The sequence below is a fragment of the Myxococcus eversor genome (genome assembly GCF_010894455.1).
GTDB classification, from domain to species: Bacteria; Myxococcota; Myxococcia; order Myxococcales; family Myxococcaceae; genus Myxococcus; species Myxococcus eversor.
In genome coordinates, this window is the sequence record NZ_JAAIXY010000014.1 from 236,179 (window position 1) to 248,309 (window position 12,131).

The 12,131-nt window shown below is 69.0% G+C and carries 12 protein-coding genes; 6 read left to right on the plus strand and 6 right to left on the minus strand.

Going from position 1 to position 12,131, the window contains the following annotated elements; all coding sequences use genetic code 11:
- Positions 1-13: 13 nt before the first annotated feature.
- A complete protein-coding gene (locus G4D83_RS27390; RefSeq protein ID WP_163867787.1) occupies positions 14-1,501 on the minus strand; it encodes a TIGR02996 domain-containing protein in 1,488 nt (495 codons plus the stop codon).
- Between the two features lie 99 nt (positions 1,502-1,600).
- Between G4D83_RS27390 and G4D83_RS27395 the strand changes: the two genes are divergently transcribed.
- Positions 1,601-1,948: an ArsR/SmtB family transcription factor gene (locus tag G4D83_RS27395; RefSeq protein ID WP_163867788.1), complete on the plus strand. Its 348-nt coding sequence runs from the start codon at positions 1,601-1,603 to the stop codon at positions 1,946-1,948.
- Complete coding sequence (locus tag G4D83_RS27400) at positions 1,945-2,850, plus strand: SRPBCC domain-containing protein (RefSeq protein ID WP_163867789.1); 906 nt, start codon at positions 1,945-1,947, stop codon at positions 2,848-2,850. The genes G4D83_RS27395 and G4D83_RS27400 overlap by 4 nt, the downstream gene beginning before the upstream one ends.
- Here the strand turns inward: G4D83_RS27400 and G4D83_RS27405 are convergent.
- Positions 2,831-3,832: a serine hydrolase domain-containing protein gene (locus G4D83_RS27405; RefSeq protein ID WP_240356636.1), complete on the minus strand. Its 1,002-nt coding sequence runs from the start codon at positions 3,830-3,832 to the stop codon at positions 2,831-2,833. The two genes, G4D83_RS27400 and G4D83_RS27405, sit on opposite strands and share 20 nt — an antisense overlap.
- A gap of 258 nt (positions 3,833-4,090) precedes the next feature.
- Between G4D83_RS27405 and G4D83_RS27410 the strand changes: the two genes are divergently transcribed.
- On the plus strand, positions 4,091-4,936 hold the full coding sequence (locus G4D83_RS27410) for a class I SAM-dependent methyltransferase (RefSeq protein WP_163867791.1): 846 nt from the start codon (positions 4,091-4,093) through the stop codon (positions 4,934-4,936).
- Positions 4,937-4,974: 38 nt separating this feature from the next.
- Here the strand turns inward: G4D83_RS27410 and G4D83_RS27415 are convergent, their stop codons facing one another.
- Positions 4,975-7,584 carry a right-handed parallel beta-helix repeat-containing protein gene (locus G4D83_RS27415; protein WP_163867792.1) on the minus strand — a complete coding sequence of 870 codons (2,610 nt, stop codon included), beginning with the start codon at positions 7,582-7,584 and terminating at the stop codon, positions 4,975-4,977.
- Between the two features lie 203 nt (positions 7,585-7,787).
- Between G4D83_RS27415 and G4D83_RS27420 the strand changes: the two genes are divergently transcribed.
- The gene (locus G4D83_RS27420; RefSeq protein WP_163867793.1) at positions 7,788-8,465 is read left to right on the plus strand and encodes a cytochrome b/b6 domain-containing protein; all 678 of its coding nucleotides are present in this window, start codon (positions 7,788-7,790) and stop codon (positions 8,463-8,465) included.
- Positions 8,458-9,177, plus strand: a complete 720-nt coding sequence (locus tag G4D83_RS27425; protein ID WP_163867794.1) for a molybdopterin-dependent oxidoreductase — start codon at positions 8,458-8,460, stop codon at positions 9,175-9,177. Before G4D83_RS27420 ends, G4D83_RS27425 begins: the two co-directional genes overlap by 8 nt.
- An 18-nt stretch (positions 9,178-9,195) precedes the next feature.
- Here G4D83_RS27425 and G4D83_RS27430 read toward each other — a convergent pair whose 3' ends face one another.
- Both G4D83_RS27430 and G4D83_RS27435 read right to left on the minus strand, forming a co-directional pair.
- Complete coding sequence (locus G4D83_RS27430; protein ID WP_163867795.1) at positions 9,196-9,636, minus strand: hypothetical protein; 441 nt, start codon at positions 9,634-9,636, stop codon at positions 9,196-9,198.
- A gap of 25 nt (positions 9,637-9,661) precedes the next feature.
- Positions 9,662-10,447, minus strand: coding sequence for an alpha/beta fold hydrolase (locus G4D83_RS27435; protein ID WP_163867796.1), 786 nt, complete (start codon positions 10,445-10,447; stop codon positions 9,662-9,664).
- A 182-nt stretch (positions 10,448-10,629) separates the two neighbouring features.
- Here G4D83_RS27435 and G4D83_RS27440 point away from each other — a divergent pair, with 182 nt between their 5' ends.
- On the plus strand, positions 10,630-11,364 hold the full coding sequence (locus G4D83_RS27440) for a class I SAM-dependent methyltransferase (protein WP_163867797.1): 735 nt from the start codon (positions 10,630-10,632) through the stop codon (positions 11,362-11,364).
- A gap of 76 nt (positions 11,365-11,440) precedes the next feature.
- On the opposite strand, the gene G4D83_RS27445 is transcribed toward G4D83_RS27440, so the two are convergent.
- The gene (locus tag G4D83_RS27445; protein WP_163867798.1) at positions 11,441-12,109 is read right to left on the minus strand and encodes a hypothetical protein; all 669 of its coding nucleotides are present in this window, start codon (positions 12,107-12,109) and stop codon (positions 11,441-11,443) included.
- Positions 12,110-12,131 lie beyond the last annotated feature (22 nt).

The following is a 12,131-nucleotide window of genomic DNA, read 5'->3' on the forward strand; positions in this document are numbered from 1 at the left end:
GGGAGTCCTCCTCTTACTCCCGGATGACCTGTGAGTAGGCGGCAAGCGCCTCGCGCAGCGGCGCTCTGCCCTCCTCCTCGGCTCCGTCTCGAAATTCAATCCGGAGTCCCTGGGAGCTGAACCTCGCGGCGGCGAGGAGGACGGGCGCGAACTCCCGCACACGCGGTCCCCTGACGGTGGCCCGGATGGGGACCTCCGCGCCTCGGGTCACCTCGAGCCTCCAGGACCCATCTTCCGCGGAGGCCTTGAAGGACTCCAACTGGGAAGCCAGACGGGAGTGGGCACACCGGATGAAGAGGTCCGTCGAGGCATGGGGAATTGTCAGCCACGTCAGGTGGGGCAGGGCCGTCAGCGCATCGGCCAGGCCTCTCTCGAACGAACTCTTCAACTCCAGCCGCCTCACGGAGCTGTTCGCGGACAGCAGGCACGCCATCTCGCCCGGAACATTCAGCAGCCTCGTTACGCGGCGCAACGCGGGATGCCGGAGCAGGCGCCCCCACTGTGAGACGTCATTGCCGTCGCCGGGGTGCTCCGGACTCCAGCTGATCTCCTCCACCGTGCTCCAACCGGGCTCCGGCTTGGGGAAGGTCTTGGGGAAGTGGTCTCCCTTCATCGGGCGGACCGCGACGGGAAAGCCCCGCTCGAAGCGGGTGTAGCCTCGCTCGATGTAGGGCCCCAACGGCGCCTCCCACCGCTCCCGGTTCGCCGCGAGCAATCGAGCCATGCGCTCCTCATCCGGCGCCTCCGCATACTGGAGCGCGATGAACTCCCCCAGGGGGTCGCCCTGCTCGAGCAGCTGGTCGGCCAACACCAACCGGGCGGAGTCATCCTCCGGCGCCTCATGGACGCGGGCGAACAGCGCCTCCCGAGTCGCCGCATCGTGGCGTGCGCGCTCCACCCGGGCCTCGATGACCTCCTTCAGCGCGTCACACCGCGCCAGGGTTCGCGCATCGAGCACGGGAGGAACCCAACGAGCCCCCAGCCGGATGACGAGGTCGAACCGCTCGACCTCCTCCCCGTGTGCCGAGGGGAGCCGAGCCTTCAGCTCGTGAAGGGGCTCCAGGTCATAGGGCGCCCCCACGTACATGAAGAGGCTGCAGAGCATCTTCAGCTCCGCCGGCGTCTCGGCTCCCGGAAGACGGACGAGCGTGAGCAGGAGCGGAATGATGCGCGGGTCCGCGGGCCACCATCGTCGCAGCCGGTCGAGGTCCGTGGAGAACGCACAGCGCGAAAGACTCGCCGCGCGCGCCCTCAACTCTCCCAGCACGCGGGGAAGGTCCGTGGGATGCCTGCGGACATCCTCGAGGAGCCAGCGGACGGGCACCTGGAAGAAGGGGAGCCCCGTGGCGAGGTGGTCCGAGAGCCGCTCGATGAGCGCGATGACGGGCTCGGCTCGACACTCCTTCCACGCTTCCAACAGGAGCGTGAGGGCCGCATCGTCCTCCCGTCGAGCGAGCGCCTCCTCCGCGCGTCCCAGCAACTCCTTCAACAGGTGGCTCACCCGGACACCATAACCGGGCCCCCCGCGACCCGGACTCAATTCGGACCCATACTCAAGTCACGGCTTGACTGTCGGGTGCCCTTGCCGATACTCAAGTCCATGCTTAACAATGGTGCCGTCGACCGTATCTTCCACGCCCTGGGTGATTCCAACCGGCGCGCCATCGTCGAGCGACTGAGTCGGGGTGCGCTGTCGGTCAGCGCCCTGGCGAAGCCGCTCGACATCACGCTCGCCGCTGTCGTGCAGCACCTCCAGGTCCTCGAGGAGAGCGGGCTGGTGCGCACCGAGAAACTCGGGCGCGTCCGCTCGTGTCAGCTCCATCCAGAAGGACTGCGCGTGGCGGAGGACTGGCTCGCGAACCGGCGCGGGCTGTGGGAGCGCCGCTTCGACCGGCTCGGCGAGCTGCTCGACGGACCCATTCCCTCTCGAAGAAAGGCCAGAACATGAAGACACCTCCCGTCGTTCATGGCTCGTTCACCATCGAGCGCACCTACAAGGCTTCTCCCGCGCGCGTCTACGCCGCGTGGTCGGACCTGGAGACGAAGGCACAGTGGTTTCTCGGTCCACCGGACCGCTGGACGCTCGTGAAGCGTGAGCTGGACTTCCGCGTGGGGGGACAGGAGCAGTTGCACGGGCAGTTCGGCGGCAAGCACTCGACTGTCTTCACCGCGCGCTATCACGACATCCTCCCGAACGAGCGGATGGTCTACGCCTACGACATGCACGTGGGTGACAAGCACCTCTCCGTGTCACTCGCCACGGTGGAGCTGCACGCCACGAAGGAGGGTGGCACGCGGATGGTCTTCACCGAGCAGGCCGCGTTCCTCGACGGTGAAGATGGCACCCGCTCTCGCGAGGAGGGGACGGCCGTGCACTTCGACCGGCTGGCGCTCGTGCTGGAGGCTTCGCACGACATCGTCTCGTCCCGGGCGTTCGATGCACCCCGCGCACGGGTCTACGAGGCATTCAGCGACCCGGAGCAACTGACCTTGTGGTGGGGGCCCCAAGGCTCGACGAATACGTTCGAGCAGTTCGAGCTGCGCCCCGGCGGCAAGTGGCGCTTCACGATGCAGAGCGCGGAGGGGGCCCGCTACGCGATGGACAAGGAGTTCATCGAGGTGGTGCCGGAGCGGAGTGTCGTCATCCAGCACCACCAGCGGACGCATCACTTCGTGATGCGGTTGGACTTCGCGGACGAAGGTGAAGGGACGCGGCTCACCTGGCGCATGCGGTTCGAGTCGAAGGACGAAGTCGAGAAGGTACGAGGGTTCGTCGAGGCCGCGAACGAACAGAACTTCGACCGGCTCGCGGCCCACCTCGGCTCGCGACTCAGAGCCGCGCTGCCATGATTCGGGCCCACAGCTCCTCGTCGAAGTCGGACAGCGTCTCCGCCGAGCGAGTCCCGGCCTGCTGGCCCAGTCGCGTCACCACGAGGCCCAGCGAGCGGCTGACGTAGACCTTCTGGTCGTCCTTGCCGAGTCCCGCGAACACGTCCTGCGGCGCGCTGGGGATGAGCGGGCCGTCGATGCGCGCGCTCAGGGGCGGTATCAGGGTGAAGGCCTTGCCGTTGAGCCAGAACAGGTGGCCATAGGCGGGGTTGAGCGTCTGCGAGGACTGCGTCGCGGTGGAGAGGTACGCCGCGGACACGATGCGGGTTCCCGCCCACATGCCGTTCGCGTGCAGCAGCAGGCCGAAGCGCGCCAAATCCCGCGCGCTCATCGTCAGGCCCCACAGGGGCATGCCCTTGCTGTCCGTCTCCGGGCGCTGCACCCACTCGCTGCGCGTCGCGCCGAGCGGATTGAACAGCCAGGCATCGGAGAGCGCCTGGATGCCCAGGCCCGAGCGCTGCTCCAGAATCATGCGAAGCCGGTGGTAGGCGTCGTTGTTGTACAGCCACGTCGTCCCAGGGGTCGTCTGGAGTCCGAGCGACGTGTTCAGTCCGCTCGTCATCGTCAGCAGGTGGCGCACGGTGATGCGGGCCTCGTTCAGAGCGGTCGTGTTGGACCAGCCGGCGCCGAGAATGGTGGAGACGCGCTCGTCAAGCGAGAGCAGTTGCTTGTCCACCGCGATGCCGATGAGCACGGAGACGACGCTCTTCTGCGCGGAAGCGATGTCGCGCATGAAGTTCGAGTTCACCGTCCAGTAGCGCTCGGCCAGGATCTTCCCATCCTGGAGGATGACGATGGCGCGGGTGTCGCGGGAGCCCGCGAAGTCGAGCGCGACATTGAGCTTCGCCACGTCCCAGCCCACGGTGGCCGGGTTCACCGTGGGCCAGCTCGCGTCAGTCGTGGGGAAGACGATGGGCGCGAACACGTCGTGGGGGGGCGCCACGTCGGGTTCGACCTGAGGGGCGGGGGGCGCCACGTCGGGTTCGACCTGAGGGGCGGGGGGCTCCTCGGTGGCTCCGGATTGAGGAGCGGGTGTCTCCTCGGCGGCTCCTTCTTCTGGAGCGGGGGGAGCACAGGCCAGGACGGCGGCGCAGCCAAGGGAAAGGAACAGGGCTCTCAGGGGCATGCGGACAGCAACACGAGTTCTCCCAGAAAGTTGCGGAAGGTGGCGCGGGCACGCTGAACGTGGGTTGATTCCGGCATGACAGCGCCCTCTCCCGCCGAGTCCTATCTGCTCGACTTCCACCGCCGTCTCGCCGGGGTGACCTCGCGTGAGTTCGGAGGCGCTCCGGTGCTGCGCGACGGGGAGGTGTTTTCCTCCACCTATGCGCTCCTGGAGGCGGCGGTGCCGCGAGGGGATTCGCCACGGGTGGTGCTCGACCTGGCCTGTGGGGATGGGTTCCTGCTGGAGTTGCTGGCGCGGAGGAGCGAGGGCGGGCTCACGTTGCTGGGGCTCGACATGAGCGAGCACGAGCTGCTGGCGGCGCAATCACGGTTGAAGGGCGCGGCGACGCTGCATCAGGGGCGGGCGCAGTCACTGCCGTTCGAGGACGCGAGCGTCGACGTGGTGCTGAGTCATCTGGCGCTGATGTTGATGGATGACGTGGAGCGAGTGCTCGCGGAGCTTCGTCGGGTGCTGAAGCCGACGGGGCGGGTGTCCGTGGTCGTTGGAGGTGAGCTGGTGAAGGGCGAGGCGTTCGAGGTGTATCTGGGCCTGCTCAAGCCGATGCTGGCGCGGGAGGCGCGGCCGCCATCGCCGCTGGGGGATGCGCGGTTCCGTTCCTTGGAGGGACTGACGGAGTTGTTTGGCGGCTTCACGGACGTGGAGATTCGCCGGCTGGAGGTCCAGGCGGATGGGACTCCGGAGCAGGCGTGGGAGTCGCTCAGCACGACGTATGACGCGGACCGGCTCTCGGAGTCGGCGAAGGCCACGCTCCAGCAGGCCTTTCTCCACGCCGTGGAGCCCCTGCGACGCACCGACGGCACCATCCCCCTGCGATGGGGCATGCGACAGGTGACGGCGTCGGGGCCGCGGCGCCCCGCTTGAGCCGCGCTCCTGTCATGTCACGAGCGTGACGCGGAGCTTCAGCGAACGGTGTGAGCCTGCGTCCCGCTCGCGCCGTCGCCCGTGGCGGTGAGCGTCAGCGCTCCCGCCTGCGTCGCATGGAAGTACAGCGTCGCCTCCTGCTGCGCACCCGTCAGCGTCAGGGCCCAGCCCGCGCCCGAGGAGGCCAGCGCTTCGGTGCACGCTGAATCCGCGTACAGCCCCACCCCCAGCGCCGCCGTGCCCGTCGCCTCCAGCACCACGGACGGCGCCGTCAGCGCGGACAGGTTGCCCAGCGCGTCCTGGCTCTGCACCACCACCGCCTCCGAGCACTGCCCCACCGGCGCCTCACGCACCGGCGTCAGGAAGCCCAGCCGCGCCGCCGCCCCCGCCACCACGTCCACGTCGAACGTCGCCCCAGGCTGCGTCTCTCGCGCATACCCCGGCCCATCCACGTGATTCTGGCTGATGAGGTTGGCACCACCCAGGTCGGAGATGCCCGCCTGATACGGATACCCGTTCGTCACCGGTCCCGCATGCGTCACCGTGTTGCGCGTCACCTGGAGCCGCGTCGACGCGGGCAGCGGTCCACCGTCCGCCTCCGCCTGGGACAGGTTGATGCCCACGTCGTTGTCCTCCAGCGTGTTCTCGAAGATGACGACGTCCTCGCACAGCGCCATCCCGTAGTAGTCGCCACCCGCGATGAGGATGCCTGAACCCGTCGTGGTGACTCCCGAGTATGCATTCCGCGTCACCCGGTTCCCCACCACCCGCCCCGTCGCGCCGTCGCTGAGCTGGATGCCATTGCGCGCGATGAACGGCACCGGGCCGCCACCGTCCACCCGGTTGTCCTCCGCGTTCAGCTCCACCTTCCCCGTGCCGACGATGCCCGCCTTCTGGTAGCGCTCCACGCGGTTGCGCAGCACCTCCACCTTCGTCACCGACTCCGCACTCCGTGCGTTGCGCACCTCGATACCCACGCCCTCCTGGCAGCCGCCCTCGCCCCCCTTTTGATTCACGTCCAGCACCTCGCTGTCGACGATGGAGCCGCTCGCCCCCTCGAACAGGATGCCGCGCAGTCGCGCCGAGCCACCGTCACACACCAGTTCCGACAGGCCCCGCGCCTCCACTGTCACCGCTCGCACGTGCGCCGTCGTTCCCAGGCTGCTCAGCACCGCGCCCCGGAAGCCTCGTTCACGCGCGTCCACCGCCGTGAGCACATGCCCCGCGCCGTCGAACGTGTGCCCGTCCGGAATCCACACCGTCTGCTCCGTGGTGCAGTCGGCCGTCAGCGTCACCACTGCTGAGTCGCCCAGCGTCGCGGCGCACGGCGGGTGCTCGCCACACAGTGAGTCACCCCACGCCACCGCGAACTCCCGCGTCGCGCGCAGGCCCGAGGCGTTGGTGACGGTCAACGTGATGAGGGGAGCCGCGTCCGCGGGGAGGCACGACAACGCCACCCAGTCCGCCGAGCCCGAGGCCCCCGCGCGCGCCGCGTTCCCCACCAGGCCCGCGTTCGTCGTCCACGCGAAGGTGAGCGGCTCTCCCTGTGGGTCCGTCGCCGTCGCGGACAGTCGCACCGGACGCCCCGCTGTCGCATCCTCCTCTGATTGCGAAGCGTCGGTGATGGAGGGCGGCAAGGGATTCGTCACGCACAAATCCAGCGAGCGCTCGCGCTGCGCGCCGAAGTCGTCGCTCACTCGCAACGTCAGCCGACAGTTGTCACACGCGGCGGCAGGCGCGACGCTCGGGGTGAAGCGCGTCACCGCTGCATCCGTGCGCTCAAAGGTCCCCTCGCACGTCGAGGTCCACGCGAAGGTCAGGGCATCTCCGTCGTCATCCACGCCCACCGCCTGGAGCGACACCGGGACTCCCACGCGCGCCTGGGACACGGGGCTCGCGCCCAGCTCCGTCAGGACGGGTGTGTGATTGAGCGAGGCCGCGTGCTCCAGGTCTCCGCCTCCCGCCAGCTCCACGTCCACCGAGAAGCGCAGCGTGCTCACCGCTCCTCGCGCGTTCGTCACCTCCAGCGTGAGGTACACCGCGCCACGTCGCAGCGGTGCCGTCCACTCCGCGTCGACAACCGTCGCATCCGCGAAGGTGCCGGAGCTCGCGCGCCAGGCGTAGGTCAGCGACTCCGACGCATCGGCGGACCGCGCCAGCGCACGGAGCTTCAGCGCGGCGCCTGGAGACACCGACGCTCGCGAGGCCACCACCGCATCGATGATGGGTGCCGTGCTGGCCGCCGCTGAATCTGTCTCGCGCGGCACCAGCACGACGAGCGCGGCATGGTGTCTCGGCAACTCCACGGCCGGGACTTCCACCCGCGCCAGCACCGCTCCCGTCGCATCGAGCACCCGGGCGCCCACCGTGGTTCCCGCGCCCGAGAGCAGGCCTCGCAGCAGTCCCTGCCACGGCAGGGACTCGGAGCTGGCCAGGGACGCGTTGACGGCCGTGGCCCGAGTTGGTGTCGCTGACACGTCCACGCGCGCCACGGCATCGAGTGGGAGGGAGCGCGGCAGCACCGCCACCACGCGCACCGAGCCCGCGGGCTCCTCCTGCGCATCTGGCGGGTCTTCCTGGTGACACCCCGTGGCCGTCACCAGGGCACTGGCGAGCAGGGCCAGACGCAGTGCGTTCGCTCGGTTCATGGTGACGTCCTCTCGGCGATGTCAGGTGTCTCACGATAGCGGCAAGCCGCCACGCCCCCAAGCAACCGGCCAGACAGTCCCGGCTGTACGCCTGACCGCGCCACCCCGTAAGGCAGCTCCGCGTCGTGCGGACGACACCGTGCGAGCAGCGCGGTCGGGTAACGGGCAATGCGTCGAGAGTGTCGGTACGAAGAGGACGCGCGGTGTTCTCCTGCCGCATCGTGCGAAACCCCGAGTCACGCCGCCCACAGCCCTGGCCCATCCGCGTGGCCCACTGGGTCAACGTGCCGCTGCTCGTCATCATGGCGGGCAGCGGGCTGCAGATTCTCGCGGCGTATCCCATGCTCGGCGCGCAGGGCCGTCCGTATGCCTGGTATCCCTTCCAGGGAATCCCTCCTCCCCCGTGGGCCCGGCTCGGTGACTGGCTCGCGGGTGCACGAGGCTGGCACTTCGCCTTCGGCGGGTTCCTCGCGCTCAACGGCTTCGCGTACCTGCTCTATCTGGCCTTCAGCGGCGAGTGGCGACGTCGCCTCTTCTTCCCTCGCCGCGACACGCGCAATGCAGTGAGCACGCTCGCGTTCTACCTGCGCCTGCGCAAGGAGCCACCGGCGCAGGAGTTGTACAACGGCCTGCAGCGGCTGGCGTACACGGGCGCGCTGGTGCTGGGAATCCTCGCCGTGCTCTCCGGGCTCGTGCTCTACAAGCCCGTGCAGCTCGGTGCGATGGCCACGCTGCTCGGCGGCTATGACACCGCGCGCGCCATCCATCTGCTCGTGCTCGCGTCGTTCGTGCTCTTCACCGTGGGCCACGTGGTCATGGTGCTGCTGCATCCGCGCACGCTCGGGGAGATGGTGACGGGCGGGAGGAAGCCAGATGCGTAGGCTCTTCGTTCCCTCGCGACGTCCGGTGCTCCTCACGCGGCGCTCGGCGCTGCTCGGCGCCGCGGCACTCACCGCGTCCGCTTGCGACAGCGCCCGTCCTCGCGCGGGCTTCCTCGGCACCATGGAGCGCGTCAACCAGCGGCTTCAAGAGGCCCTCTTCGACGAGGACCAGCTGGCGCCGGAGCTGCCGCCCGAGGACGCCACCCCGCCCGGGGACTTCCCCCAGTACTTCGTCTCCGAGTCCATGCCGCTCGCGCCAGGAGGCTGGGCGCTCAAGGTGGGCGGGCTCGTCGAGCGACCTTCGGTGCTGTCACTGGAAGACCTGCGACGGCTGCCACGCACGGAGTTCCGCGTCCGTCATCACTGCGTGGAGGGCTGGAGCGCGGTGGCGTCATGGCACGGCGTGCGCGTGAGTGACATCGCCAGGTACGTGGGTGCGGACCCGAAGGCAGGCTACGTGGAGCTGCGCTCGTTCGACTCGGGCTACTGGTCCTCGTGGGACAGGCCGAGCGCCTTCCACGCGCAGACGATTCTCGCCTACGGGATGAACGGGCAGCCGTTGTCACCGGCGCACGGCGCGCCGCTGCGCCTCTACTCGGCGGTGAAGCTCGGCTACAAGATGGTGAAGTACCTCACCGAGGTGAACTTCCTCCCCGAGCCCACCGGCGGCTACTGGGAGGAGCGCGGCTACGAGTGGTACGCGGGCGTATAGCCGCCACGCGTTCCTCCCTCACGCCTTGCTGCCGACGAAGCCTCCGCCGAACGGAGACGACCCGCGTTGACGCAGGGCCTCGCGCTCTGCCTTCAGCGCGGCCAGGGCCGCGTCGCGCGTGGCGTAGTGATTCACCGCCGCGCCGTTGATGGCCCCGCTGGTGAGCACGAACATCTGCGTCATGTCGTCCCCACCAAACCGGAACGAGCGATGCGTGAAGCGCTCCAGCACCTCACGCCGCTCCTTGCCGAACACGCGCCCCGCCGTGAACTTCACCACCAACCCATCCAGGTTGATGAGCAGGTCCACCTTGCCCGACCCCGCATAGCGCGACAGGTGCACCTCCACCTCCCGCCGCCACCGCAGGACGTCCTCCTCATTCACCAGGATGCAATCGGTGAAGTACGCCGTCACGACGTCGTTCTCCGCGTCGTACTCGAAGGACATGTTCCAGGCCATCGTGCTGCCTCCCTCCAAGCCGGAATCAGGCGGGCGCGGAGCCCGCCAGGAACGCGGACAACACCGCCGCGGTCTCCTGGGGGTGCTCCACGTGTGGATAGTGTCCAGGGCCCGGAATGTGCGCCATGCGCGCGCGCTTGATGGGCGCCACCACCGCCTGGCGCAAGAAGGCCGGCGGCAGGAAGTTGTCGTCCGTCGACACCACCAACGTCGGCGCCACGATTTTCGCCAGCCGGTCCGCGAAGCCTCCCGCCGTCCACGCGTCGAACGCCTGCTCAATCGACGCCGCGTCCACCGCCCCCGCGTCCTTCAACAGGGACTCCAACGCCTCCGGCGACAGCTTCTTGCAGGCCAGGCCGAGAATCATCTTCTGCTTCTCGCGGTCTCCCGCCGACGTCCGGAACAGCCCCGCGGCCTCCGGCGGCAACGGCAGCCCCGATGCGGGCACCGTGTTGAGCAGCAGCAACCCCTCCACCCGCTCCGGCACGTGCGACGCAATCCACTGAGCTACCTGCCCACCCATGCTGTGCCCCACCACCGTGAAGCGCTGGGCCCCCACCGCCTCCACCACCGCCAGCACGTCCTTCGCCAACCCCTCCACCGAGTGCCCGTCCGCCGACTTCCCCGACTGCCCCGTGCCGCGCGCGTCCGGAATCACCAGCCGCAGCCCCGCCACGTCCAGCCGCTCCACCATCGAGTCCCACACCGCACCCGACACCATCCACCCATGCACCAACACCACCGTGCGCGGTCCCTCGCCTACGACGCGATAGTGAAGCGAAGTCCCGTCAGATGCGGAAGTCGTGCTCATGTCGTCTCCTCAGACGAAAAGGATAAAGCAGTATTGAAGAAATGTGCAGGAGCGAAAGCAAGCCATGACACTCCGGAGAGTTCCAGGGGCCCATGTAGGAGTTCGCGGTGGGTATGAGTGGGGTTGGCGCGGGGAGCGTCCCTCACGTAACAGCGCCCCGCTCTGGCAGAGTCCGCCGCCTCATGGCGGATGAACGGGACGGGACGGGCGGCACTCGACACGAGGCCCAGCGCACGGTGCACTGCGAGGACGCGCTGACGTGGCTTTCGGCCCAGCCGGTGCTCGCGGGGTGCTCGGCGGTGGCGTCCCTGCCCGACGCGTCAGAGTTCCCCTCGCTGTCCCTGCCCGAGTGGAAGGCGTGGTTCATCCGCGCGGCGGCGCTGGTGATGACGCGCGTGCCCGACGACGGCGTGGCCATCTTCTACCAGACGGACGTGAAGGACGAAGGCCTCTGGGTCGACAAGGGTTACCTCGTCTCGCGCGCCGCGGAAGAGACGGGCCTGGGCCTGCTCTGGCACAAGGTCGTCTGTCGCCGGACTCCCGGCACCGTGACGTATGGCCGGCCCGCGTACTCCCACTTCCTGTGCTTCTCGCGCGGCGTGCGGCCCGATTTGGCGAAGTCCACCGCGGATGTCCTCGCGGACGCGGGCGAGGTGACGTGGACGCGCGGCATGGGCGTGGACGCGTGTCAGCTCGCCTGTCGCTTCATCCTGGAGAACACCTCCACGCGCACCGTGGTGGACCCCTTCTGCGGCCACGGCACCGCGCTGGCCGTGGCCAACGCCATGGGCCTGGACGCGGTGGGCGTGGAGCTGAGCCGCAAGCGCGCGCGCAAGGCCCGCAACCTGCGAGCGGAGTGGCGCGAGGGGAAGCTCGTGCTGGTGACGAGCGACTCCTCGGCGCAGTCCTTGTCGTAGTCCACGTCCCGCTTCTCCAGGCGCTTCTCCTCCTCGACCAGCGTCTGGCCCTTCCAGCTCACGACCGCGCGAAAGCCTACTTCACGACGGAAGGCGCCCGCACCGCGCCCTCGGGAGACGCGAGGACCGAGGGGACCTGGAGCATCGCCAGCTCCCGCGCCACCACCGGCTCCAGCTCGGAGATGAACGCTCCGAAGAGGCGCTCCTCCAGGGCCAGCGCCTCGTCCAGCGAGGCCCCCACCGCGGAGAGGCGCTCCACGCACGCGTCCTCGATGGTGCGGCGGTGGCCCTGCTCCTCGGTGACGACGCGCCCCAGCTCCTCGCGGACGCTCGCGTTGCGCGAGGCCGCCTTGTAGAGCGGGTAGAGCACCATGGCGCGGCGCTCAATCGTCGTCGTGGTGAGCAGGTAGTGCAGGTACACGTCGGCCTTGCCGGTGTGCGCGGTGGCCCACGTCGCCAGCTCGTGGTCCAGCGCCTGGAAGTAGCGCCCCGCCGCCTCCGGACAGAGGAACGTGGTGATTTCACCGCCGGCCACCTCGGCCGACAGGCGCTTGAAGGCGAACGCGTGGCGCGTCTCGTCGGACAGGTGCCCGAGCACCTCCAGCGAGGGATGACGGTCCGCCACCGTGCGCGAAATCTTCCGCGCTCCGATGAACTCCATGAGGGACAGGGTGTGCAGCCAGCGAGCCTCGAGCTCGGGCGCCTGGGCCAGCTGGCGGAGCACCGCCTGGATTCGGTCACGCATCCCGCGCCTCTAGCGCGACGAC